The sequence below is a fragment of the Paenibacillus luteus genome (genome assembly GCF_006542765.1).
Lineage (GTDB): Bacteria > Bacillota > Bacilli > Paenibacillales > Paenibacillaceae > Pristimantibacillus > Pristimantibacillus luteus.
The window spans coordinates 73,321-98,786 of the sequence record NZ_SKCD01000022.1; the positions used below are offsets into that span (position 1 = coordinate 73,321).

Annotated in this window: 23 protein-coding genes; 3 read left to right on the forward strand and 20 right to left on the reverse strand. The window is 52.3% G+C overall.

Annotated elements, in window-relative coordinates; all coding sequences use genetic code 11:
• Positions 1 to 137: 137 nt before the first annotated feature.
• The 3 genes from E0496_RS17085 to E0496_RS17095 are packed head-to-tail and all read left to right on the forward strand — an operon-like array spanning position 138 to position 2,844.
• Complete coding sequence (locus E0496_RS17085) at positions 138 to 1,241, forward strand: fatty acid desaturase family protein (RefSeq protein ID WP_175598079.1); 1,104 nt, start codon at positions 138 to 140, stop codon at positions 1,239 to 1,241.
• Positions 1,242 to 1,257: 16 nt separating this feature from the next.
• Complete coding sequence (locus E0496_RS17090) at positions 1,258 to 1,578, forward strand: MocE family 2Fe-2S type ferredoxin (protein ID WP_141502987.1); 321 nt, start codon at positions 1,258 to 1,260, stop codon at positions 1,576 to 1,578.
• A 12-nt stretch (positions 1,579 to 1,590) separates the two neighbouring features.
• On the forward strand, positions 1,591 to 2,844 hold the full coding sequence (locus E0496_RS17095; RefSeq protein WP_206669793.1) for an NAD(P)/FAD-dependent oxidoreductase: 1,254 nt from the start codon (positions 1,591 to 1,593) through the stop codon (positions 2,842 to 2,844).
• Between the two features lie 140 nt (positions 2,845 to 2,984).
• On the opposite strand, the gene E0496_RS17100 is transcribed toward E0496_RS17095, so the two are convergent.
• The 20 genes from E0496_RS17100 to iolC all read right to left on the reverse strand — a co-directional run bounded on the left by E0496_RS17100 (position 2,985) and on the right by iolC (position 25,462).
• Positions 2,985 to 3,881, reverse strand: a complete 897-nt coding sequence (locus E0496_RS17100) for a sugar phosphate isomerase/epimerase family protein (protein ID WP_141502988.1) — start codon at positions 3,879 to 3,881, stop codon at positions 2,985 to 2,987.
• Between the two features lie 223 nt (positions 3,882 to 4,104).
• Complete coding sequence (locus E0496_RS17105; protein WP_141502989.1) at positions 4,105 to 4,935, reverse strand: sugar phosphate isomerase/epimerase family protein; 831 nt, start codon at positions 4,933 to 4,935, stop codon at positions 4,105 to 4,107.
• On the reverse strand, positions 4,935 to 6,035 hold the full coding sequence (locus tag E0496_RS17110) for a Gfo/Idh/MocA family protein (protein WP_141502990.1): 1,101 nt from the start codon (positions 6,033 to 6,035) through the stop codon (positions 4,935 to 4,937). Before E0496_RS17110 ends, E0496_RS17105 begins: the two co-directional genes overlap by 1 nt.
• A gap of 68 nt (positions 6,036 to 6,103) precedes the next feature.
• A complete protein-coding gene (locus tag E0496_RS17115) occupies positions 6,104 to 6,922 on the reverse strand; it encodes a sugar phosphate isomerase/epimerase family protein (RefSeq protein WP_141502991.1) in 819 nt (272 codons plus the stop codon).
• Between the two features lie 3 nt (positions 6,923 to 6,925).
• Positions 6,926 to 7,822 carry a sugar phosphate isomerase/epimerase family protein gene (locus E0496_RS17120; protein WP_161601454.1) on the reverse strand — a complete coding sequence of 299 codons (897 nt, stop codon included), beginning with the start codon at positions 7,820 to 7,822 and terminating at the stop codon, positions 6,926 to 6,928.
• Entirely contained in the window at positions 7,812 to 8,648 is an 837-nt protein-coding gene (locus E0496_RS17125) for an alpha/beta fold hydrolase (protein WP_141502993.1), read from the reverse strand. The genes E0496_RS17120 and E0496_RS17125 overlap by 11 nt, the downstream gene beginning before the upstream one ends.
• Before the next feature lie 19 nt (positions 8,649 to 8,667).
• Positions 8,668 to 9,513 (reverse strand): sugar phosphate isomerase/epimerase family protein, encoded by an 846-nt coding sequence (locus E0496_RS17130; protein WP_141502994.1) that lies wholly within the window; start codon positions 9,511 to 9,513, stop codon positions 8,668 to 8,670.
• Between the two features lie 7 nt (positions 9,514 to 9,520).
• Positions 9,521 to 10,516, reverse strand: coding sequence for a zinc-dependent alcohol dehydrogenase (locus E0496_RS17135; protein WP_141502995.1), 996 nt, complete (start codon positions 10,514 to 10,516; stop codon positions 9,521 to 9,523).
• Positions 10,513 to 11,289 (reverse strand): ThuA domain-containing protein, encoded by a 777-nt coding sequence (locus E0496_RS17140; RefSeq protein WP_141502996.1) that lies wholly within the window; start codon positions 11,287 to 11,289, stop codon positions 10,513 to 10,515. Before E0496_RS17140 ends, E0496_RS17135 begins: the two co-directional genes overlap by 4 nt.
• Positions 11,290 to 11,295: 6 nt before the next feature.
• Positions 11,296 to 12,915 carry a glycoside hydrolase family 43 protein gene (locus E0496_RS17145; protein WP_141502997.1) on the reverse strand — a complete coding sequence of 540 codons (1,620 nt, stop codon included), beginning with the start codon at positions 12,913 to 12,915 and terminating at the stop codon, positions 11,296 to 11,298.
• Positions 12,916 to 12,994: 79 nt separating this feature from the next.
• Positions 12,995 to 14,656, reverse strand: a complete 1,662-nt coding sequence (locus tag E0496_RS17150) for an ABC transporter substrate-binding protein (protein ID WP_141502998.1) — start codon at positions 14,654 to 14,656, stop codon at positions 12,995 to 12,997.
• 69 nt (positions 14,657 to 14,725) lie between these two features.
• Positions 14,726 to 15,625 (reverse strand): carbohydrate ABC transporter permease, encoded by a 900-nt coding sequence (locus E0496_RS17155; RefSeq protein ID WP_139997377.1) that lies wholly within the window; start codon positions 15,623 to 15,625, stop codon positions 14,726 to 14,728.
• 1 nt (position 15,626) lies between these two features.
• Positions 15,627 to 16,589, reverse strand: coding sequence for an ABC transporter permease (locus E0496_RS17160; protein WP_141503318.1), 963 nt, complete (start codon positions 16,587 to 16,589; stop codon positions 15,627 to 15,629).
• Positions 16,590 to 16,753: 164 nt separating this feature from the next.
• Positions 16,754 to 18,988, reverse strand: a complete 2,235-nt coding sequence (locus E0496_RS17165; RefSeq protein WP_161601455.1) for a helix-turn-helix domain-containing protein — start codon at positions 18,986 to 18,988, stop codon at positions 16,754 to 16,756.
• A 204-nt stretch (positions 18,989 to 19,192) separates the two neighbouring features.
• Positions 19,193 to 19,942: a phytanoyl-CoA dioxygenase family protein gene (locus tag E0496_RS17170; protein ID WP_141503000.1), complete on the reverse strand. Its 750-nt coding sequence runs from the start codon at positions 19,940 to 19,942 to the stop codon at positions 19,193 to 19,195.
• A gap of 300 nt (positions 19,943 to 20,242) precedes the next feature.
• Entirely contained in the window at positions 20,243 to 21,061 is an 819-nt protein-coding gene (gene iolB / locus E0496_RS17175; protein ID WP_141503001.1) for a 5-deoxy-glucuronate isomerase, read from the reverse strand.
• Positions 21,054 to 22,109 carry an inositol 2-dehydrogenase gene (gene iolG / locus E0496_RS17180; RefSeq protein WP_141503002.1) on the reverse strand — a complete coding sequence of 352 codons (1,056 nt, stop codon included), beginning with the start codon at positions 22,107 to 22,109 and terminating at the stop codon, positions 21,054 to 21,056. The genes iolB and iolG overlap by 8 nt, the downstream gene beginning before the upstream one ends.
• A 4-nt stretch (positions 22,110 to 22,113) precedes the next feature.
• The gene (fba, locus tag E0496_RS17185) at positions 22,114 to 22,974 is read right to left on the reverse strand and encodes a class II fructose-1,6-bisphosphate aldolase (RefSeq protein ID WP_141503319.1); all 861 of its coding nucleotides are present in this window, start codon (positions 22,972 to 22,974) and stop codon (positions 22,114 to 22,116) included.
• Positions 22,975 to 22,985: 11 nt separating this feature from the next.
• The gene (locus E0496_RS17190) at positions 22,986 to 24,431 is read right to left on the reverse strand and encodes a CoA-acylating methylmalonate-semialdehyde dehydrogenase (RefSeq protein ID WP_141503003.1); all 1,446 of its coding nucleotides are present in this window, start codon (positions 24,429 to 24,431) and stop codon (positions 22,986 to 22,988) included.
• Between the two features lie 20 nt (positions 24,432 to 24,451).
• Entirely contained in the window at positions 24,452 to 25,462 is a 1,011-nt protein-coding gene (gene iolC, locus E0496_RS17195) for a 5-dehydro-2-deoxygluconokinase (protein WP_139997371.1), read from the reverse strand.
• Positions 25,463 to 25,466: the final 4 nt, after the last annotated feature.

Genomic DNA, 25,466 nt, shown 5'->3' on the forward strand with positions numbered 1-25,466 from the left:
TTCACCCTAAAAATCCCTATATTCTATATTTCTTTATAATATCAATTACAGATAAAAAAACATCAATTGCACGCATTGTTTAGCGCTTCCGGATTGTGTACGATCCATATAAACATCTAATGAAGGAGGAAGAGCTCTTGCCGACCACAACAAGACATAAACGGGACTACAGCTTGACCGGACCCGAGAGCGATTTGGCGCAGCAAAAGGGGCTGGTCGCAGCAGAATGGTATTTCACCCCCATCCCCCGCTCCAAGCTGAAGGAGCTTATGAAACGAAAGGACGGCCCGGCCATCCGGGATACACTCATCTGGTTTGGCGCACTTGCCGCTGCCGGCTTTCTGGCTTACTTCTCTTGGGGAACCTGGTGGGCCCTCCCGGCATTTGCTCTTTATGGGGTGCTTTACGCTTCACCCGCCGATTCGCGCTGGCATGAATGTGGACATGGTACCGCATTCAAAACATCCTGGATGAATGAAGTCATCTACCAAATCGCTTCATTTATGATTTTAAGACCGGCGACGCCTTGGAGATGGAGCCATTCCAGGCATCATACCGACACGATTATTGTAGGCAGGGATCCGGAAATCGTAGCCCCGCGCCCGCCAGTCTGGTATGTGATCGTGATGGAATTTTTCAAGCTGTATGGCGGGCCGAAGGACTTAAAGCGAATGCTCCTGCATTGCTTTGGGAAGCTCGACGCAGAGGAGAAGGAATATATTCCCGCCTCGGAAATACGCAAAACTTGTACGGAATCCCGGGTATACATGCTGATTTTTCTCGTTGTCATTGCAGCGTGCATCTATAAAGGCAGCATTCTTCCGGCGATGTTTGTTGTTCTGCCTTCCTTCTTCGGAAGCTTCCTTGTGCTCATGACCGGCCTGTCCCAGCATCTCGGGCTCTATGAGGATGTGCTTGACCATCGCCTCAATACTCGTACCACCTATATGAATCCGGTTCTTCGTTTCTTGTACTGGAACATGAATTACCATATCGAACACCATATGTTCCCAATGGTGCCCTATCATGCCCTGCCTAAGCTGCATGAGGAAATGAAGCATGACTGTCCCGCACCATCGCCAAGCCTTGGAGCGGCGCTTAAAGAGGTGTTCTCGGCCCTCATTCGCCAGCGTAAAGACCCTTCATATACCGTTTTGAGAACGCTTCCAGCAACGGCCCGTCCTTACGCTTATGGCCCAAGCACGGAAGGTAGCAGCGATGTCGAATACAAACCATCATAAGAAAAGAGGTGCCCCTATGGCATACGAAGGCTGGATTGCCGCCTGTGAAGAAGAAGATATTGAGGAAGAGGATGTCATCCGATTCGACTATGAGGAACGGACCTTTGCGATTTACCGTTCCGCAAAAAACAAATATTTTGCCACGGATGGCTTCTGCACGCATGAGAAATTTCATTTAGCAGACGGACTGGTTATGGGCAATCATATTGAATGCCCGAAGCATAACGGACGGTTCGATTACACGACTGGAGAAGCCAAGCGGGCCCCCGTCTGCCAAGCGCTCAAAACCTACCCGCTCAAACAGGAATCCGGGCATATCTGGATCCGAATCAATTAAGGAGGCGTCAATTTGTCAGACCATGGCATGATTATCATTGGAGCCGGCGAAACCGGCGCACGCGCAGCCGCTGAGCTCCGCAGCTTGGGCTGGACAGGCAGGATTACGCTTATCGGCGAAGAGGCGCATGCTCCCTACGAGCGCCCGCCCTTATCCAAGCAAATGCTGCAAGAGGAAGATCAGCCTTCCCCTGCAGCTATCCTCCGTGCAGAGCAGGCGACGGAGCAGCGCATCGAGCTGCGGAAAGCATGCAAAGCCGTTGCCATTGATACAAGGAACCATAGGATTACTTTAAACGATGGCAGCAGCCTTACTTATGAGCGCCTTCTGCTCGCAACCGGCGCACAGCCCAGAAAACTTGCTAGCCCCCTGCCCGGCTCCGACACCCCGCTGGCATGGCCTAGCATCCATTATCTTCGTTCCTATGGCGATGCCGTCTCGCTTCGAGAACAGCTGCAGCCTGGAAAACGAATTGTCGTCATTGGCGGTGGTTTTATCGGCCTCGAAGTTGCGGCAAGCGCAAGAGCACGCGGATGTGAAGTTACCGTTATCGAAGCAGGTCCGCGTATTCTTATGAGAGGCGTTCCCGAAGCGATTGCTAGCCTTGTCGATGCTCGCCATCAATCGGCTGGCGTACAGTTCAAGCTTGGCAGCGCGATTTCCGGAATGTCGAGCAGCGGGAAAGAGTACCTCATCCGCTTCAGTAACGGTGAAGCATTAGCCTGCGATACAATCGTTGCAGGGATAGGAGCCATTCCCGAAACAGCACTTGCTTCTGAGAGCGGACTAGCCGTCGAAAATGGCATTCGTGTTGATGAGAGGTTGGCAACGAGCGATCCGGATATTTTTGCAGCCGGCGATTGCTGCTCCTTCCCTCATCCGCTTTATGGTGGCAGGCGAATTCGCCTTGAGGCTTGGCGCAACGCCCAGGACCAAGGCACGCATGCCGCCGGAAGCATGCTTGGTGCTGCAGCTGCCTATGCAGCAGTCCCTTGGTTCTGGTCGGACCAATACGACCTGACTCTGCAAGTCGCGGGCTTGCCCGATGCCGGCACAACGACCGTTCATCGCAGCCTCGGCGCCAAAGGCGACTTGTTCTTCCATTTAACGGCTGAGAATAGACTCGTGGCGGCAAGCGGCATCGGCGGTCCCGGCATAGCCAAGGATATACGGCTTGCTGAAATGATTATTGGCTCTCAGGCGGTACTCGATTCTAAAGCTCTTGCACAACCGGACCTTAAATTAAAAGCACTGCTTCCGTCCTAAATTGAGCTGGCTCACCGTTTACCGTCTCTTCTGAGATAGATGCACCTATGCAAAAAGGCTGAACAGAAAAACATTTTCTGTTCAGTCTTTCGTTTGTAAGGTTACCTTCGTTCTGTTACCTTTGTTCTGTTACCTTCGATTTACTCCAACTCGCTATGCGCCTGCTGCCACTGCACCTCAGCCAATCTCTTCAACAATAACCCCTGCTGCCAGCGATCGGAAATTTCAATCTCGTTGCCCGCAGCTGTCCTTTGCGTGACCGCATAATAGCCTGGAGGGCCTAGCTCCGTTACAAAGGGCAATACGTCACCAGGCTGTGCTTGCCGAAGCCAGCTTCTCATTCCTGTGCGCCACCAGCGTTCAAAATGAGGCAGCATCGGATGATCACCTTCGGGCCCTACATCAATTTGGACTTGCTCGCCGTTCGATACGCGGGCATGAATGCCCGAGGTGCGCTCCAGCAGCACAGCAAAATGTTCCTCCGCGCGCGCAAGCGAGCCGTTCAACTCACCAGCTACGACGTAATGGGACAAATCGATCATCAAGCGAAGCTCCGGGAGCTCGCGGACATAGGATACCGTTCGGATAAGGTCCTGCGTGAGAGTCCCTCGGTGCGTCTCGATAAAGGTTGGCATGCCAGTCTCCTTTGCTCTCGACAGCAAGCCAGACAGCAGCTCGATCGCCTGCTGATCAATGACGAATCCATCCATGACCTGCAAATTCATATATTGCACAGACCCAAATTGGCTCGCTTCCTCCATGCTCTGTAAGATATCTTCCACCCTCGAAGGAAAAGCGATGGCGTTAAAGCCAAGCTTATAACGATCCAGCAGGCGGTGCCACTCCTGCCTTTCTTCCGGCGGCGGCACGGCGGCGCTAATCGCCGAATAGCCCGCCTCTGCGATTTTTTCGAATTTCTGCTCCATCGTCCATTCCTTGCCATGCTCTCCGAGCTGCCCCATAGCCCACCAGGATTGCTGCAGCTCCAGCCTTGGCGCGTTATGAGTACCATCATTAACCGCGTTTCTTATATTCATGTTTTTCCCTCTTTTCTTATCCTTACATAAAACAAGAAGAAACGGCTTCGGCTTTCTTTATAAGAAAAGCGAATTCGTTTCTCGTAGAAATACAAGGCTGTTTTATAAGATAAAACATATAAAACCTTTTATTTAGTTAAAAGAGCCGGCCCAAACAACAACCGGCCCCCCTTACAAAAACGCAGGACCAACGGTCCCGTTCCTTCCTGCTTCGACAAACTGCTTATAGTAACGACCAGCTTGGGTGCTTAAGGAGGCGCTTCTCAATCTTGCTGAGCACCTGAATGTTCTTCTCTAAATGATGGAAGGGATCCCCGCCCATTCCGTAACCTTGGAAGCCAATGCTTCCGATATAACCATGCTTCTTCAGCGCAGCAATAAAGCTGAACACATCAAGCTCGCCTTGGTCAATGCTTTCAATAGAGGCCGGCAAGCCGCCGGGAGGCAGCTTTCGGCTTCCGCAGACATTGACCGCATGCAGATAAGGCACACAAGCGGACAGCGCTTCATTCAGCCTCGTGCCATCGATCCCATACCAATGGAAGGAGCTAAAGGTTATGCCCAGCAAAGGATGGCGCAGCTGGTTGATCAGCCGATGCGCGTCCTCCCAGCGCTCCAACCAGAAGAAGACATGATGGTAGAGCGAAATTTTAATGTTTCTTTGCTCGGCAATAGGAAGCAAATACGACAGCCATTCCAGTGCCAAAGCGTCCCCTGCCGGGTCCGACGGCGCGTATAGATTGTCACCCATCGTTAACGCAAGCTCCACCCGGCTGCAGCCCTCCAATTGCTCCAGCATGGCAACGATTCTAACTGCGTCCGGATGTTCCTTCGGCAAGGTAACGTCAAGAACGGCATATACGGCCGCAACCTCTAGCCCGTAGGTGTCCTTCACGCCCGGAATCAACGCCAGATCCTTCCATGCCTGCTCATCCCAAAGGGTCAAATAGGCTGCATCATAACCGAGCTCCGAGAGCATTTCGCAGCGCACTGCAAACGGATAATTGCCTAAGCTGTTATAGAAAAAAGTATCCATGGCATAGACGTTTTTCATTAGGCCCTCTCCTTCGTTACGACTAGCTTCTCCCCGCTTTGAATGCTCTCATAGATCGCGGCTAGAATGCTGAAATTGAATACAGCCTGCTCGTTCACGATCGCGTGCGATGCCTGTCCGGATACCGCTTGCAAGAAATAAACGATGGGCTTATCCATCATCCCAAGCGGGGCATTCGCTACGCTGCTGCGGTCTTCTGCAGGTTCGCCAGCCTCATCATAATACCGAGCCAGCTCGCCGCTCCCATCCAAACAGAGCCATTCCCATTGCAAGGCTCCCACCGTCCCCTCGATTTCGGTTAGGCTCCGTTCTTCGCCGTGGCAGCATGCCGCCCGCTCATAATGAACCGGCACTACGCTGCCATCCGCCAATTGGAAATTCAACAGTGCGCCGACATGCTGCTCTACGTCGCTCGTGATTTCAGCCTCAAGAGGATGTCCCGTCACCGGATTCGACATCCAGGCATGAAGCACCTCCACCTTCACGGGCTGGAGAACTTCCGTCATGCCCGCCATGTCATACGGCCCCCAGTCCATCAAGGTCCCCCCGCCGCTTACCGAACGTTTCAGGAACCACCGGCTTGTCGGCTGGTACTCGATTCCCGTACGCGATCTTTTCCGCCTCTGTATCCACTGTGCCTGATATAGCTCGCCAAGCTCACCCTGGCCAAGCTTAGCCTTGACTTCATCAGTTATTTGCAGGCCTGCGAACCTCGAGCTGCAGCATCCCAGCATTTTTCCCGTCTCCTTGGCTGTTCGGAGCATAAGTTCCGCCTCTTCCCTGTTCATGGCCAGCGGCTTCTCGCATAAGACATGCCGTCCGGATCGCAGGGCGTGGCAGGTGATGTCAGCATGCGTAAGGGGTGGCGTCGCAACGATCACAATATCATTTTCCCCTGCGGGCTCTTCCAGCATCGAAGTCAGCTGCTCGGCAGGGATCACCCAAGAATACCTCTCCACAAACGCTGCTAACGCGCTCGGATTGACGTCGGTGACAAATACGGTAGGCCGCTCGAGCTCAGATTCAGTTAGTCTGGCAATGGCCTCCACGTGGTAGCCGGCAATGGCTCCTGCGCCAACGAGATAAATACGCTGTTTCATGATCCGCACTCCTTTAATTGTTCGATTGAAAAAACGTTCGTTTGCAATGCAATTGCGCTGCGAAACGGCTATTTCCCTAACGGTTCGAGCACCTCGCGAATATATATCCCGTTTTGCAAGGTAACCCCATCCGGATCCGCTTCGGCGCCCTTTGATTCCTCCTCCACCATCACCCAACCGTCATAACCGGTTTCGCTCAGATACCGCATGATGCCTACATGGTCAATGGAGCCTTGGCCAAGTGCCGTCCACGAGCTGTCATACACACTCATATCCTTAAAATGAACATGCTTAATCATCGTCCGGTACGTCCGGAAGATCGCCTCGACGTCCATGCCGCCTTTGGCAATATGCCCGGTATCCGGCGCATAGCCGCAATACCGCGTATCCAAGCCATTCAGCAGCACCTTATAATCTTCCTCCACGCGAAAGAGCGAGCCGCTCGGCGAATTGGGGTGATAAGCGCAAGCAATTCCTTGTTCTGAAGCGCGGCGCGCAACCGCATTAATGTTAGCCAGCGCATTCGCCTGCCGGCGCGCGAGATCGCTGCGATCCTTGCCCGGAAGCTGTACCAAGGTCAGTACCGTATTCGGAAAATGCTTCAAATATGCGATCACGCGATCCGCTTCCGCCCGCTCCTCTGCTGTCTCTTCTTGATGCTGCCACGCCAAAGCAAGGCAAAGCGCGCCAAGGCGAAGTCCTTGGCCATCCAGCGCTTCCCGCAAGGCGACCGGGGCATCCGTATAACACCCCAGCATGCACACCTCCGGTTCGATTCCGGTACCGCCCGCTTCCTTTACCGCCGCGAGAATATGATCCAATTGGTCGCAATATTTCTCATAAGACATTTGCCACGTATAGGTTTGGAAACCAATGGAGATTGCCATGCCTTATTCCGCCTCCTTCATGGCCTTGCGTATAAATGGAACCGCCTGGCGGCCCCACTCTTCCACCTCTGCGTTGAAGCAGAAATCGACGCACCACCATTCCATGCCTGACACCACCGGCTTTAGCTCCTTCAGTAGAGCTTGGAAGTCAATTTCTCCCGCTCCAAAAGCAGCATGCGTGCTGGTTTCTTCATCATGCAGCGTCCCATCCGAATCAATCAGATGGAAATGTCCGATATGGCCTTCCAACAGCCTCGCATATTCCACTATCCCGCCGGATAACAGCTCCTTCTCGCCCGTTTGGCGTGCGCCAACAACCCCGCTCATATAGGCGTGGCTCGTATCGAACAGCACTAGAAAGGCAGGATGGTTGACCGCTTCCACGAGCCGCTTCACTTCAGAAGGCTTATTCAGCCAGAAGCCCGGTTCAAACTCCCAAACGATGCGCATGTTCTTGGTCGCAGCCATTTCCGCGGAAGCTCGCCACGTCAAAGCCAGCGTTTTAAAACGGTCCTCGTACGCATCCTCTGGCAATTGTTCTGGATGGCTGACCGTATCCACTCGAATCGTATCGATGCCGAGGTCAGTACAGAAATCGATATAGCCTTCCATCAGTTTCAAATAAACCGCTGGTTCGCTTCGGTCCGGCGGCGCTGAAGTAAAGTCCGGCGCATAACCGGAAATGCCAAGCCCGTAAGACCGGATTTCCTCCAGCAGTGCTTGACGGCTTGCAGCTGTTGGATAAAGATCCGGTGTCGGATGGGGAGCAAAGCCGTTCATTTCTACCCCGTCATAACCGGCCTGCTCGGCATACTGCAAAATTCGTGTAAAAGACCATGGGTCTTCTGCAAAAGGACCGAATGCAAACGCCCATGATCCGATTGAAATTTTAGGCTTCATCTTCATCTCTCCTCGCTTGGATGGCTTCCCTGTGGCGCAGCATAAAGTCCAGCGTAACTCGGTTGAACTCCTCAAGCCGGTCCCAGTGATGCGTATGGCCGCTGCCTACAAAGACGTGCTTCTCGGCGTGCGTAATTTCCTCCGCGATAGCTAGCGACAAAGGCAGCGGCGTGAAGATATCCTGATCTCCCACCGTAATGAGCGTCGGCGCTGTAATCGCTCCGAGCCTTCCCGCCGTATGATGGGAAATGCACGCCTCGCACTGTGACAGGAACGCATGAATCGTCATCGGCGAGGGATGGGCGAGCGCTGCCTGCTGCGCGGTTTCCAGCACCGACAAATGCTGCTCATGGTAGCTTGGCGTATAAATGATAAGCTGCAGCAGTTTCTGGAAATCATCCGCCTCCATAAGCGAATAGGCATTGCCGAGCGTTTCGAAAACGCGCTTCGTATATGCATCGCACATCGACCAGGAGCAATTCAGCGTTAGGCTGATCACTCGGTCAGGAGCCGATAATGCCGCTTCCTGGGCAATCGCGCTTCCCATCGAGATGCCGGAGAAATGGGCACGCTCGATTCCGAGCGCATCAAGCAGGCCGAGCGTATCGGCTGCCATTATTTTTGTCGTATAGGGCCCAATGGGCTGGGAGGAGCCGCCCGCGCCGCGGTTATCGACTAGAATGCAGCGGAAATGCTGTTCATATGCGCGCACATGTTCCTCCCATAGGCTGCCGTCGGCCCCTAGCCCCATTAGCAGCACAAGCGGTTCTCCTTCTCCCCGCTCCGCATAAAACAGCTCAATTCCATTGGTCTGAATCAAAGGCATGGGTGAATTTCTCCTCTCGTTAAGCCAAATGGCTTCTAATATATTGAACGCCTAGCCGTGCCGCATCGTCGGGATGCTCAGCGTAATCGCGCCACAGATGCAGCCGTGAGATAAGGCCTGGAACCTGTTGGCCGAAAGCTTCAATCGTTAGCCAGCCGTCATAGCCAATGTCATGCAGCACGTCGAATATTTCCTTAGGCACCGCATGGCCGCTGCCCGGAACCCCGCGGTTATTCTCCGAGATGTGAACATGAACAATATGCTTCGCCGCTCTCCGCCACGCCTCGGGAACATTCAGCTCTTCGATATTGCCATGATGAGTATCGGCGAGCAGTCCTACGTTCGATAGTCCAACCGCTTCCACGAACCGGGCGCCATCCTCCAGCGTATTGGCAAGGTACATTTCGAATCGGTTGATGGGCTCAAGCGCAAGCTTGATGCCAAGCTCCGCGGCATACTCGCCCGCGGCGCGCAGCGTCTCCACCGCATAGCCCCATTCCTCGGGCTGCGGGCCTTGCCCGCTGAAGCGCCCAAGTCCTTGAAACAAGGGGCCGCACAACACCTCAGCGCCAATCATTTGTGTATTCTTTATCGCATGCTTCAGAATCTCAAGCGCATGTCCTCTTAACGCCTCGTCGCTGCTTGCGGGATCTGCCACAGCTGCGTCAAGTGCTGCAATGCCCGTGATTCCAAGCCCCAGCTCCTTCAAAATCAGGCCAAATGCCTTCGCATCCGCAGCGTCCATGTTATCGACGGCCAGCTCAACGCCGTCAAAGCCCCATTTCTTAATGTCCTGCAGCAAATGCAGATGCTTGGAGGGATCTGGCTTATCCGTCCACAACAACAGATTCATGCCAACCTTCATGACCGGATCACTCCCATGGTTTCAATATGATTTTGCCGCTTTGTTGTGAAGCGGACACTTCGAACGCTTCCTGGATTCGGCTCATCGGAAAGGTATGTGTAATGAGCAGCTCGGCAAGCGGAGATTGCTCAATCACCTTCATCAAATGCGGAAATTCATTTAAGTTGTAGTGCCAAGAGCCGATCAGGTGAATGCCTTTGCGCAGCAGATCGTCGCTCACCTTGATTGGTGTCTCGGAGAAGCATTCCCCAACGAAAGCGATCTTGCCTTTGCGCTTGACCGCGTCAATCTGAAGGCGGTGCGCAGCTAACACACCTGAGCAATCAAGCCCGAAATCCGGCCCTCTTCCTCCGGTCAACGCTTTAATCCGGCTAACGGCCTCCGGGTCCCGCGGATCGATGATATGCTGAACGCCCATCCGCTCAGCCAGCTCCACGCGGTAAGGGTTCATTTCTACCGCTATGACGGTTGCGCCGCGAAACCTCGCATTGACGATCGCGCCAAGACCAACTGGCCCAAGTCCTGTAATCAATACCGTTGAGAAAGCATTAACTCCCATCGTAGAGAAGGCCCCGTGCGACGGCCCAAGGCCGCAGCAGGCTAACGAAGCTTTCTCATAGGAGACGCCATCCGGTATTGGAGCAAGCAGCCAGGAAGGCTTCGACAAATATTGCGTCATCGTAGGCTCGTAATGATTCTGGTTGTGCTCGCAATAGATGAAGTCGCCTGCGATACACAGATCGCACTCTCCGCATGGATACTGGGGCATGACCACTACCCGGTCGCCAACCTTTACCTTGCTGCCAGGCGCTGCCTCAACAACTTCGCCAGCCGCCTCATGGCCCAAGCATTCCGAATGGTCGCCATGGACGAAGCTTTTATACTCCGCGCACATCGGCGCAGCATGGACCTTAACGAGCGCCCAGCCCTCCTGCAATGCAGGCCGATCCCGCTCGATCAGCTCTGCTTTCTTCTCGCCTGTAATCGCTGCTAGTTTCATCATTTCGATCCTCCTTCTATTAAATGCTCTGCTCCGACTGCCCAATGCATGCCGTTAAGCAGCAATCGCCTGAACGCTTCCAGCTCAAAATCCTCGGGATGTCCCATCGTCGTCGTGAACACCCGTCCGCCGCCCCCGTGTGTCCGGGTCCAAGCTACCGGATGCACGCGAGGGGTGTCGCTCGTATAGGACCATCCATTATCCTCGGGATTAATCGTCGCCCCGTTCAGCAGCGGAATCGTTCCTTCTGGCGGATACGGAAGCACCTGATAGAGCCAGGATCGGCATTCGAAATGCGTAGGAACGCCTCTCAGAATTGGATGCTCTACCGCAGCCCAAGCCACGGAAACGCTAGTCGTTGAGGAATGGCCGAAATGGCGAATCCACGGGGCGCCCAGCACATCTATGCCAAAGCCGTCATTCCATTCTTGTAACGGATGTCCTTCCGGATACAGAAAGGCATGCGTACTTGTTCGCAAGCCAATCACCGGCTTGCCTGCATCCAGATACTCCCGAATATAGCGGAACTGCTCCTCCGGCAGCTGGCGGAAGCGAATGTAAAACACAGCCAAATCCGCCGTTTCGAGCGCTTCAAGCCCTGCAATGTTTGTCGGATTCGCAGGATCTGGGCCAGCAGTCAGCACCGTAACTTTGGCGCCATGCTTCCTCGCTGCCTCCCCTGCTAGAATCGGCATCGTATTCTCCGATTCATATTCATCCTCGCCGCAGACAAATACGAGATGCTTTCCTATTAATGAATCATTGGATAATGCCATTCTCCCTCACTCCTTCTCTTCATAGCGGAAATAATCAAAATCTGCAGCCCTGCGCCCGCCCGATAAATCATGCGCGCATAACCCGATAAAGGCACCCGTAAAGCCCCAATCCGTAAAATAGCCATCTACCAGATGAGTCGCATACTCATCCGATATTTTGCTAGCATCAAGCTCGGGTCCTATCGCGAACCATTCGCTGCCGTTCAAGGAATAATAGAATTGCAGCCAACGATCCTGAATGACAAGCCGCAAATAAACGCGTGCGCCCGAAGGAACCGGGACTGGCTCCGCAGTATGCTCGTGATAAACGCCATGATCGTTGGCAAGAATCGCAAGGTTCGTGTCCGCCTTCTCGTCATAACCCAATCGAAGGTAATAATAGTTTTGAGAGTTATAATAATAGGTTAAGCCTGCCATCTGCTGATAGGTGCCGGGCTCGAATTCGAGAGCAGTCTCCGCCTCGCAGCGGAAAGCTTGCTGGCGTCGGCCGATCAGGCTGTGCCTGAAGCGCGAATTGGGAGACTCCATGCCTCTCAAGCGCAAATATCCCGGCCGCTCCGTCAACGTCAGCCACTGCTCCGTCATCGGCTGGCGCAGCGACTGCCACTGAATATCGAGCGTTCCCTCTTCGAAATGATCCGTAGGAGATGGTGCAGGGAAGGGATGCCAAGGAAGCGCAGGCGCCTGGATCTCATTAAACGGAGTATTACCGCCTCCCGTTAGCCTGAGCCATCCATCCTCCGACCATTCGCAGCGCTGAATGGCCGTTTCCCGGCCCAGATTGCAGCGCCTGCCTTCTGTCGTCAGCGGACGTCCGCAAAGATGAACGATATACCACTCGTCGCTCTGCGTGTGCACCAAGCTGGCATGCCCGGCCTTCTGCAGCATGGCTTCCGGATTATGGCGTGCGGAGAGCATCGCTCCCGAAGGATCCGTTTCATAGGGTCCGGTAAGCGCCTTGGACCGAGCTAACGTTACCGCATGCTCGTAGCTGGTGCCGCCCTCGGCAACCATCAGATAGTAATAGCCATCCTTCTTATATAAATGAGGACCTTCCGTCAGCCCCAGCTCGGACCCTTGATAAATCAAATAGGATGGCCCGACCAGCCGCTGCTCCTCCTCGGAATATTCCTGCAAATAGATGCCATTAAACGGGTCACGGTCTTTCCGGTAATCCCATTGCATGTTCACGAGCCATTTCTTTCCGTCTTCGTTATGAAATAGCGACGGATCAAATCCGTTGCTGTTCAAATAAACCGGATCCGACCATGGACCCTTAATGTCGGGAGCGGTAACGACATAGTTGTGTGTATCCTTGTAAGCACCCGCATGGCTTTTTACATCAGTGTAGACCAGATAAAACAAATGATTGTCGTAAGTCAGGCAAGGCGCCCATACGCCCCCGGAATCCGGGTTGCCCAGCATATTGAGCTGGCTTAATCGATCCAGCGGACGCGTGAGCAGCTGCCAATGAATCAAGTCGCGGGAATGATGAATTTGCACGCCAGGAAACCATTGAAAGGTAGAAGTCGCCACGTAGAAGTCGTCGCCAACCCTTACGATCGACGGATCCGGGTTAAAGCCGCGCAAAATAGGATTTTGAATGTACGGGAGCTGCTGCTTCATCGTCTCACTTCCTTCGTTCTAAAATGAGCAGCCTGCAGCGCTTGCGCCGCAGGCTGCCGTTTACGCCATCAATAGGACCTTATTTCATTTTGTTCAGGTTCGCATCGTATGCGCTTTGCAAAATTTTCAAGTAATCGCTCAGCTTCAAGCCGCCGAAGCCTTGCACATAGCTGTCCCAATCCTTCTGGATATCTTTATGCCCCGTAATGAATTGCAGCATGTTCGAACGAACGTAATCCTCCACTGTCGCTTTGTATTGGGCGGCTTTCTCCCCATCCTCCGCGCTGATGAAAATATCCGTCGGGAACATTTCATCCTCTTTCGGCTCGAACCCTTCATACTTATTCGTCTCCGTGACCAAGCGCAGCTCGTAGCCTTCCGGCGACAGCATATCTTGGGATACGGCTTCCGATTCGAAGCGGTCCCGCGGACGGAAGTCCGGACCCGCTTGGTCCCAGCCATCCGTATGGATGGTTTCGCTGCGGTAGGACGGGTCCACTTGGTAGCTGGCTGGCTTGCCGTTCACGTTAAGCTGATCGGCGCTTGCCTTGCTCCAGGAATGCCCTTCCACCGAGAATACCTGTCCTCTTGTTCCTTCTTCTGTCCACAGATAGTCCAACATCTTAATCGCTGCGATTTGCTGTTCTTCACTAGCTTTATCTGTGATGACAAAACGGCCTTGGTTGCCGACCGATTTGTAATAGCCGGATAATTGAACGCCATTCGGGCCTTTAAGCGGCGGAACGGCTACATAATACTGATTGCGCTCATCGGTTGCGGCTACTGCCATCTGTACGTGGCCAATCGCAAAGGAGCCGAGTATCGTTTCGCCTACATTGTTGCCAAGCTGCTGCAAGCCCTCTTGATTTTGCGTAAATGCCTGCGGGTCGATCAAGCCCTCTTTGTAAAGCGAAGCCAGATAGGCTAGTCCATCCTTCCATTCCGGCTGATTAGCCGAAAGCTGCACTTGACCGTCCTTCACTCGGATATAGGAGAAGGATTGACCATCCCCGTTGTTGTAAATGAACGGATTCATCAGGAATCCTGTAATGTCACCGTGCCAAGTGTACAATGCGCCGCTTAGCGGCACTTCATCCGCAATGCCATTGCCGTTCGGATCCTTCGTTTTGAATGCGCGCAGCACTTCGGCATATTCCTCCGTCGTTGTCGGCATATCCAAGCCTAGCTTGTCGAGCCACTTTTGGTTGATCCACAGCTTCTGCGCATACCAGCAGTGATAGCACTCATTCACCTGAGGCATGCCGTAAATATTGCCGTCAGAGGAAGTAATCGCGGTTTTCAAATCCGGACGCTCTTCGAAGATTTTTTTAATATTCGGCGCGTATTGCTCAATAAGATCGTTGAGCGGCAGGAATACGCCCTGCTTGCCGAACTTCATTTGTTCCGCTGGCGTAAAGTTGCCGCTTAGAAAAATTTCTGGGTAATCGCCGCTTGCCATAAGCACGTTGCGCTTGTCGTTATTATCGTTCGGAGGGCCGACCGTGAACGACAATTTGACGTTCGTTTTCTCTTCAACCAGCTTCGTGAACGGATTGTCTAGGCTAGCAAGGTTAGGCGATTGATTAATGAATGCAGACAGTTTGACCGGCGTTTGCGATTCGCCGCCGTTAACGGCCCCGTTCGTACTTGAACCTGCAGAATTATTGTTATTCGAGCAAGCGCTCACAAGCAGCGTTGCGGCAAGCACGATTCCAGCTACCATTTTCCAAGATTTTTTCATGTCAGACACCCCTTCAGATTCGTTATGGATAATTCCCTATTGCTACTCTCCACCAATGATCTGTTTAGATTAACCTTTCAGAGAACCGATCATGACCCCCTTTACAAAATGCTTCTGAACAAATGGATATATGATGAGGACAGGCAAACTCGAAACGACGATGAGCGAAAACTTCAGCAAATCCTTCATTCCTTGTCTGGCTTCCATTGTTCGTACGTCTACCATCATCGAATTGTCGACGGAATTCTGAATCAAAATCTCTCGCAAAATGAGTTGAAGCGGATAGAGATTGACGTTTTTCAGAAAAATTAGCGCATCGAAGTACGCATTCCATGCGGTAACCGCATACATAAGCGCCAATACGGCTACGACCGGTTTGGAAAGCGGCAGAACTATCGACCAAAGGAACCGAAGATCGCTGCAGCCGTCCATTTCAGCCGCTTCGTTCAATTCATCCGGGATCGACTCTTGAAAGAAGGTTTTGGCAATGAAGACCTGCCAGACCGCTATGGCCTGAGGCAGCAGCAGCGCCCAGCGCGTATCGATCATCCCAAGGCTTTTTACCGTCAAATAATAAGGAATCAGGCCGCCGCTAAAAATCATGGTTACGATAATCAGATACATAATCGTCGATCGCCCATAGAAGGTTTTCTTCGATAGCGGATAAGCTAACGCAAAAGTAAGGAAGACACTTATCAACGTGCCAACACACATATAGAAGATGGAGTTGGAATAGCCTGACCAAATCCGCGGATTGCTAAGAACGGCCGTATAGCCTTTCAGCGAGAGCTCGACCGGGAACAGCCACACTCGTCCGGATACAACCGCCTGCGGCGAGCTCAAGGAAGAGCTCACGATGTAGATTAGCGGATAAAGCACCGCCGCCAATATGATTATCAGCACGATGTAAATGAAGGTGAGCAATACCTTGTCCGACAACGGCTCCTTAATCGCATTCGATTTTGCCATGTTAGAACAACCCCGATCCTGTAGCGCGTCTTGCCCCGAAGTTGGCAAGCAGTATTAATAGCAAGTTAATCAACGAATTAAACAAACCGACGGCGGCGGAGAAGCTGTAATTCGCTTGCACCAGACCAACCTTATAGACATAGGTAGAAATGATTTCCGAGGCGCTGGTGTTCAGCGGATTTTGCAGCAGATACACCTTCTCGAAGCCGATATTGAGCAGCTGCCCCATATTCAGCACCAGCAGCAGCACCATAATTGGCATAATGCTTGGCAGGTCGATATGGATGATTTTCTGCAGCCGGCTCGCGCCGTCAAGCTTGGATGCCTCATACAGCTGCGGATTGACGCCAGCCAGGGCGGCGATATAAATGATGGCGCTGTACCCCATGTATTGCCATACATCCGATAACACGAAGATCGTTTTGAACATGGAGGGCTCCCCGATAAAATTAACGGAATCAAACCCAAGCGCAGTCCGAATATGATCGATCACGCCGATTCGCGGTGCCAGAAACAGCAGGATCATCGAAACCATGACGACGGTAGAAATAAAGTATGGCGCATAGGTCACCATTTGAACGGTTCTTTTGAACATGCCGTTCCTTAGCTCATTAATCATGAGTGCGAGTATAATTGGAGCGGGAAACCCGACTGCAAGCGTATACAAGCTTAGAAACAATGTGTTCTTAATGAGGAGCCAAAAATTAGGGTGGTTGAAAAAAGCTTCAAAATGCTTAAACCCCACCCAAGGGCTGCCCCAAATGCCTGCCTTCGCGCTCAAATCCTTAAATGCGATCTGCACGCCTAGAATCGGAACGTATTTAAATAAAATAAAATAGAGCAGCGGCAGCAGAATTAGCAGATACAACTGCCAATGACGGCGCATCTTTCTGGCTACCTCGCTTCGAGCTGTGCGCCGAAGCGGCTCCGCCGGCATGCCGGCTGCGGCAGATATAGGGGTCATATTGGACACCTTGCAACGCCTCCTTGTGACTATGGATTGTTTTGTTGGGGCAACTATACCCCACAACCGAATCACCCGGCAATTGACAAGAATCCGGCGGTATACAAAAATCGGACCGCGCCATTACGGCGCGATCCGACTGCTGGATTAACCATTTTCCTTGATTAACCGAGCTTTTCCTTGCGGTAATCGCCGGGAGGCATGCCAACGACGCGCTTAAAGACGCGGTTGAAGGATACCGGATTCAAATACCCGACCGCTCGCCCAATTTCCTGTACGCTCAAATCCTTCTCCTGCAGCAGCTGCTTCGCGAGCTCTACTCTTCGGTGAATCAGAAAATCGATAAATTTGATATCGAATTGTTCTTTAAATAACGAGCTTACATTTTTCGAAGGAATATCGAATTGCTGGCTGAGATGGATAAGCGATAAATCCGGATTGGAAACATTCTCGTCGATATACTGCTTCATCTTAACGGCAATTTCGGCGCCGCCGCCTTTGCCCGTTTTTTGCTCAAGGGCATATTCCAGCTTCTCCATCACGCCCAGAATTTCTTCCTGCACATCCTCCAGCGTCTCGAATTGATCGATAACGTCCTTCATGATCGCTTTGTTCGTCTCGATCATCTCATCGTTAAGAATGGTGCCCTGCACATGCTCAAATAAATAAAAAACAAAATAATTGAGCAAATTAACCATATCCTCGCGCTTGAGCTTATTTTGCCTGAACTGCTCGAACAACGAACCGTACTTGAGGCGCCACTCCGGCTCCATTAACCGGAATGCGTAAATCAGGCTGCGAATCTGCTCCAGCTGGTTGTATAGCTCGAAGGTGGCTCCCGTTTCGGTATCCCAGTAGCCAATCGTCCGATTGTTGCCGAATACCAGCCTGAAGTTGACAGCCTCCATCGCTTTTTTGTAAGAGGTCTTGAGCTGCGCCACGGAATCCGTCATTTGCCCGATACCTATCGTGACCGTAAAAGGCAGATTGGACCTGATCCATTGATGCGCGCTCTCGGACAGCTTAAGGAGATTGTCCATTAACAGCTCCGCATGCTCCTCCTGCACATAGACGAAGCCGCACATTTCCTTATCGTTCATCCATTCGCTCCAGCTCGACAAGCTATATTTCTGAATCAGCTCCATGTACATATTTTGGATGATGAACCGAAACAAAATCATATCCTGCTCCCTGTAGCGTGATAAAACATCGGAATATTTATCGATAGAAATGACGATAACGACTGCCTTACTGAAGCTGCCTGCAAAGCCGTGCCGCTCCATCTCCGTATCCCATTCCGCAGCGGCAAGCGATCTTGAGCCGCTCATCACCTCAAGGAAAATTGATTTTTTGCGGTAGCCGCTATTCAAGTCGGATTGGGATTTGAACAAATTAAAGCGCTGGACAAGCGAGTCTACCGTCGATTCGATATAATGAAACTCATTTCGTTCTGCCTCGCTTTGCTCACCCGATGCTTGCGAGATTTTATCCAGCTTGGAAATCAGCGCGCGCAGCGGCCGATAATTTCTATGCGTCATATAAACAATCGAGAGCAGCCCCAATATCGCAACGATTACGGCCAGCATGATCCATACATTCGAGAAGGTTTGCAGGATCGTAAAGCCGCTGCCTTTCTCCAGTCCGCTCTCGTAAGTCCAGCCCGTATAATCGGACACGACGGTAGAAATCGCCCTTCGGCTCGCTGCCTCCACTTTTTCCGTAGCGAAGATCGGCTCATGATCCTTGCCGGTTATCGTAACGTAGCTGGTCGTTTGATCCATTTTTTGCGAGACCAGCCCTTCAAGCGAGCTTGTCCTGACATTGATGATCATCAAGCCGCTCTCGCCGCGGCTTGTCAAATATTTGCGTGCAAGCGATACGACCGGCTCCTCTCGCGAGGCTTGAAACTCCTTAAACCTTCGTTCATTCGTCCAGTGGTACGAGTAGTTATCCCGCTGCAGTTCTTCGATGAACGCCCGATCTGAGAACTGCTCCATTGGCGAAACCGTGTTTGAGCTCAGTACATAGCCGTCCCGCTCCCGAACTAAATAAATCGAATGAATGCTTTGGTAAAGCTGTCTCATATTATTGAATTCCTTGGTCATCTGAAACGTAAAAAAAACGGACGGCGGCCCCTCCTGGTCAAAATAATCGAGCATATTGAATTCGGAGGAATTGCTGCTCCGCGTCTGAATGGTTACCATCATATGGTCAATCGACTGCAGCGGCTGTTCTACACTCTGGACGATTTGATTGTTCACGCTGGCGTAAATATGGGCGGTATCCTGCTGGGCGCGCTCCGTCAGCATTTGAAAAAAGATAAAAAATAAAAAGGAAATCATTAAGAAAAATACGGGCATATAAGAGAAGAGCAGGCGGTAGTACCACGTTTTGCTCATTATTTTCATCCCCATTTCACAAGATGCTGCTCCATATATCTGTAAGCGCTTACGAAAATCGACGAGTTTCGTGTTCCTATTCTAACAATTTAGAGCGGTGGATGACAATGGAAATTGCGACCTCGCTTGGGCCATCTTGCAATAGCCTGAAGCTTGCCGCTTTTTCCTGCGTTCTAAACTGAGCTAACCGGGGCCTTGCGCTGTTTAAACCAACGAATATTTCTCGCGCAAATCTTCACGAAGCGTAACGGCCGAATCCTCACGGATATAATGGCATACGTAAGAGCGGCGCCAGCGATCTGTGCTTCGGTTGCGGTTGGAGGAATGAATCAGCAGCTCATGGAAAAACAAAATATCGCCTTTCTCCATAATAACCGGAATTTGCTGCGTCAAATCCACGCCCTCGGTCTCATCCGTCCACTCTTCATGCTCCTCGAGATTTTTAACCTTGCCATGCGGTAGCAGCCCAAGCTTATGCGTGCCCGGAATGACCCATAAACAGCCATTTTGCTCATCCACCTTGTCTTCCGTTGCAATCCATGCAGCCACCATCGTCATCGGATCATTTTTAATATAATAATAATCCTGATGCGCAGCCTGGCCATGCGAGCCGGGTTCCTTATAGAAAAACATGCTTTGCACGCATACCGCTTCCCGCTCCATCAGCTGGGCCAATGTGCCTCGTACGATTGGAAGCTTCATCATTTGCCTCGAAAAGCTGTCATGCTGGTGCGGATTGAACAATCTTGTCGAGAAACGCGCCTTCTCCGAGGTGCGTGCCCATTCGGGCATCTCGCTTAGCGGTGCTGAGCGAATCTCAAAGATGTGTCTGTTAAAAGCATCAATTAAATCGGAGCTGCACCCTTGTTTGATAATAATAAATCCATCCCGCTTATACTGCTCAAGCTGAGCGTCCGTAAGCGGCTTTAATCGTTTGGATTCCTTTTCTAGCATCGTACAGATCCCCTCTCCATGATCAGTGATTGTTATCGCTGGCCCCCGTTCAGCTATACCTGTATCTTACTATCGCGGGTGACGCGCGGCAATGGACCTGATTAACGAAAATGTATCTGTAATTGATACTGGGCATGATACCAGATATCCTCTTTATAAGCTATCAAACTTGTAAAGAGCTTATATTTCAATGAAAGGCGGGAGCGTTTGCCCGCTCTCCGCCTTCCTGTAGTTAACGCTATGACTGCATGATGGTGCTTTATGGCCGATTGCCTATCGACAACCAAAGCTGCTCGGGCATTAGGCCCGGTCGCTCGGCTTCGTCATAATCCATGCATGAACCTCGTCATTCACGAATTTCCAAGCCCGCGTCGGGCCTGCCATGACGTTTAAGTAATAAACCTCGTAGCCCGGAGGCGCTGCTACCGGATGGTAGCCTTCCGGCACAAGCACCGTTTCACCATTCTTGATGATCAGCGTCTCATCGAGAGAACGGCTGTCCGTATAGACCCGCTGAACAGCGAAGCCTTGCTCCGGCTGGATTTTGTAATAATACGTTTCTTCTAGCAGCGACTCCTGAGGCATATTGTCCTGATCATGCTTATGCGGCGGATAGCTGGACCAGTGGCCCTCCGGCGTAATCACCTCAACGACAAGCAGGCTGTCCGCCGGCTCGCTCTCGGGCAGAATATTGTAAATTTGACGCTCCAGATTGCCATATCCACGCAGCTCTGAAGCAGCTGCCGAAGGCGCGATAAGCCGGGCTTTGAAATTCCCTTTGCCTGGTGCGCTGCAAATAGCAAGCTCTAAAGCCGTTGTCGCCGTAACCTCGAAGTGATCAGCATTCGGAACGTAGATAGCGTAAGGCGGCTTCTTCTCGAACACGCTCATCCGCTCGCCCACACTTGTCCAGCTCTCCTCCTGTGTCGACACATCAGCAAGGCCGGACAGCAGAACGAGACAATATTCAAGGCCATCGGTACTGCGCTTCAACGTTTGTCCAGCTTCCAGCTTCGCTACCTCGAACCCGACATATTCCCAGCCGGCTGATTCGGGCGATACCGCTAGCACAATGCCTTCTTCGTTCGGGGTTGTTGGCTTGACGATTAGCTTAGACATGGCTACCCGCCCCTTCTGCTTCTTGCTTCAACTGAACCGCTTCACTAATTTGAACGGGGCGCCCGAGCTGATAGGAAAGCTTGGCGGCCAACGCGATCGTTTCTGCCTTCACGCCATCCTCGCCAGTGACCGGTAGCGGCTGTCCGTTGCTGAGACAATCTACGAATTGTCTAGTTTCATCGATATAAGCCTCGTTGTAGCGCTCCAAGAAGAAATGCAGCGGTTTGTCACGCGTCACGCCTTCAGCCGAGCTTACCTCTGCCGTGTTCGGGTGATCATTGCTGACTGCAACGCTGCCTTTGGAGCCAAAAACTTCAACGCGCTGGTCGTAACCGTAAGCCGCCTGGCGGCTGTTGTCAATGACGCCAAGCGCGCCGTTGGCAAAACGAAGGGTGACGATGGCTGTATCCACGTCGCCATATTTACCGAAGACCGGATCGATCAGAACGCCGCCCTGCGCGTAAACCTCTGTCACTTCGCTGCCAGTCAGGAAACGTGCCATGTCGAAATCATGGATCATCATATCCATAAAGATGCCGCCGGAAACTTTAATGTACTCTTCATGCGGAGGATTCGGATCGCGTGAAGTAATTTTCACGATATGCGGCGTGCCTACTGAACCGATCAGCACATGCTCGCGTACACGCTTGAAGTTATGGTCAAAACGGCGGTTAAAGCCGATTTGCAGCTTGATGCCGGCTGCTTCCGCAGCCGCTACGGCTTCCTCGGTCCGTTTAATGTCCATGCTAAGCGGCTTCTCGCAGAATACATGCTTGCCCGCCTGCGCTGCCTGCTTGATCAACGGAACATGCGTATCGGTCGATGAGCAGATGAAGATCGCGTCAATGGCTGGATCATTTATAATTTCAGAGCTGTCCTTCGTCACCCTCGAAATGCCGCGTTCAGCGGCCCATGCGCTAAGCTCCGGACCTGCAAACAGATCGCTCACCGCTGTAATTTGTACTTGAGGCAGACGAAGCAGATTGTCGGCGTGAATTTTGCCAATGCGCCCCGCTCCGATAATGCCAATCGTAATTTTCTTTGTCATATCCTTATACCTCCCGCTTCGCTTTGCCTGAACTGCCGAACAACCGAATTTTCGCTTTCACGGATTCCTGAATCGCCTTCCGCGCCGGAATTAAATAGTTGCGCGGATCGTAAGCGTCCGGATGCTCCGCAAGGAAGCCACGGATCGCCTGCGTGAAAGCGGCTTGATTATCCGTATTTACATTTATTTTTGCAGTGCCAAGCTTGATCGCCTGCCGAATCTCATCATCCGGCAATCCGCTCCCGCCATGCAGAACAAGCGGAAGTCCGGTCAGTTGCCGAATCTCGCCCATTCTTGCATAACCAAGCTTCGGCTGGCCGCGATAAGGCCCGTGAACCGAGCCAAGCGCAGGAGCCAGACAGTCGATGCCCGTCTCGCGGACAAGGCGGAGGCATTCCTCCGGAACGGCATACATGCCCTCCGCGTCGTCAACGACAAGGTCATCCTCACGGCCTACAATTCGGCCAAGCTCTGCTTCCACGCTTGCGTCAAGCACATGCGCAGCGTCCGTGACTCTGCCCGTTATATCGATGTTCTCCTCCAGCGAGTGGTGGGAGGCATCGATCATGACGGAGGTAAAGCCGGCACGCAGCGCGCGGATGCACACGTCATACGTGGAGCCGTGATCCAGATGGAGCGCGACCGGTACGGTAATGCCGTAATGCTGAACCAGCGATTTCACCATGCCCGTAATAAATTCAAGCCCGCCCATATACGGGATGTAGGCTTCGCTGACGCCGAGAATAACCGGCGCCTGCTCCTCCTCTGCCGCTTGCAAGATCGCCTGCGTAAACTCCAGGTTGTTCAGGTTGAACTGGCCGACGGCATAACCTTCTTCGGCTCCCCGCAGCAGCATCTCCTTCATCGATACAAGGGTTACCACCGAGCCGTCACCATTTTCTTGCGAGTATAAAACTCTACGCCATCGGTTCCGTTGGCATGAAGATCGCCGTAGAACGATTTTTTCCACCCCGAGAACGGGAAGAATGCCATTGGCGCCGGTACGCCTAGGTTAATGCCAAGCATGCCTGCGTCGATCGTCTCGCGGAATTGGCGAACGCTGCTGCCGTTCGACGTGAATAGGCAAGCACCGTTAGCGAAGTCGGATTTGTTCGCAAGTGCAATCGCATCCTCCAGCGTTGCAACGCGTACAATCGCAAGTACTGGTGCAAAAATCTCATCCTGCCATATTTTCATGCCGCTTTCTACGTTATCGAAAATCGTTGGTCCAACAAAGTAACCTTCTCCGTCAGTTGCTGCGTCCTTGCGTCCGTCGCGAACAAGTAAGGCGCCTTCGTTCTCGCCTGTTTCGATATAATGGAGCGTTCTTTCTTTAGCCCCGCCGCGAATGACCGGTCCAAGGAATACATTCTCCTCCATGCCGTTGCCGATGGTGATTTTGTTAGCAGCGTCCGTTAGCTTGTTGACGAGCGTATCGCCAACTTCGCCAACCGCTACCACAACCGCGCAAGCCATGCAGCGCTCGCCGGCCGAGCCGAAAGCAGCATTAACGATTTCTTTCACGGTAAGGTCTAGATCCGCATCCGGAAGCACGATAGAGTGATTTTTTGCGCCAGCCAGCGCTTGCACGCGCTTGCCGTTTGCCGTACCTGTTTTGTATACATACTCGGCAACCGGCTGCGAGCCGACGAAGGATACCCCTGCGATATCTTTATGCTCCAAAATTCCGTTTACAACATCGCGTGCTCCGTGTACGACGTTAAGCACGCCGGCAGGCAAACCAGCTTCGGCGAACAGCTCAGCCAAGCGCTGAGCGAGCAGCGGAGTACGCTCCGATGGTTTCAATACGAAGGTATTGCCGCATGCGATAGCCAGCGGGAACATCCAGCAAGGCACCATCATCGGGAAGTTGAATGGCGTAATGCCGCCGATGACACCAATCGGATAGCGGTACATGCCTGATTCGATGTTGGAAGCGATGTCCGGCAATTGCTTGCCCATCATCAGGTTCGGCGCTCCTGCCGCAAACTCTACGCACTCGATGCCGCGAAGCACCTCGCCGTAAGCTTCGCTGTAGCTTTTGCCGTTCTCTTTCGTAATTAGCTGTGCAAGCTCTTCCCAGTGGTCAACAAGCAGCTGCTGGTATTTGAACAATACGCGCGCGCGTTTCGGTACCGGTGTTTTGCTCCAGCTTTGGAAGGCTTGTTTGGCTGCAAGGACCGCTTTGTCGACATCCTCTTTCGTTGATAAAGGTACGTTCGCGAGCGTCTCTTCTGTCGCCGGATTGACGACTGCCTCTACCTCTGTCGTCGAAGCCGCCACCCATTCTCCGCCGATATAATTTTTTAATGTGTTTACCATTTTGTCGCTCTCCTCTCGGCTTATGAAGCTGTAATTTCACCGCGCTCGCAGCGCTTTATATAATCGTTTACTTGTTCCGTAGTTGGCATAGCGTCCGAGCAGCTGTGGCTTGAGATGACGATACATGCCGCCGCGCTACCGTATTCCATACTTTTCTCCAGCGTCCAGCCCTGCATGACGCCGTACAGAAAACCAGCCGCATAGGAATCCCCTGCACCGAAGGTTTTGATGACCTTGGCAGGGTAGCTCTTGGCACGATGCTCCGAGCCATCCTTCGTATAAGCAATCGAGCCTTCTTTGCCGTGCTTGATGATCGCAATCTTAGCCGAATAGCTGAACCATTTAGTCGCAGTCACGCGGTCATCGTGTGTAGGATTGTTCTCGAACATTTCCATTTGGTCGAATTCTTCACGCGTTCCGATCAGAATATCGCATTTCTCGGCAGCCAAGTTATAATACACGGCCGTTTCCTCAGCCGATTTCCACGTATATGGCCGGTAATCAAGATCAAATGCAATCACTGCGCCATGCTTCTTCGCATATTCAAGCGCTTGGAAAACAGCCTCTCTCGAAGGGCTTTGCGCCAAAGCCGTACCGGAGATGAGCAGCATTTTCGCTTGTGCGATTATTTCCTCGCTTACCTCTTCGGGCTTCAGCAGCAAATCAGCCACGTTGTCGCGGTACATGAGAATGCTGCATTCGGACGGGCTCTTAATTTCGGTAAAAGCAAGGCCGGTTACGGCTCCAGTGTCGTCCACGGATACGCTCGACGTATCGATGCCTTCTCTCTGCAAATAAGTAGAGATAAAACGGCCCATCTGGTCATTCGCGATTTTGCCGATAAAAGCCGTTTTCTGCCCGAGTCGCGACATGCCAATCGCGATGTTCGCCGGCGAGCCTCCGACGTACTTCGTAAACGTCATCGTTTCTTCCATTGGACGGTTAATCTCGTTTGCATTCAGATCGATGCATAGACGCCCGATAGCTACAAAATCAAGCGGTTTGCCGCTTGGAAAAGTCACTTGCTGCATGCTG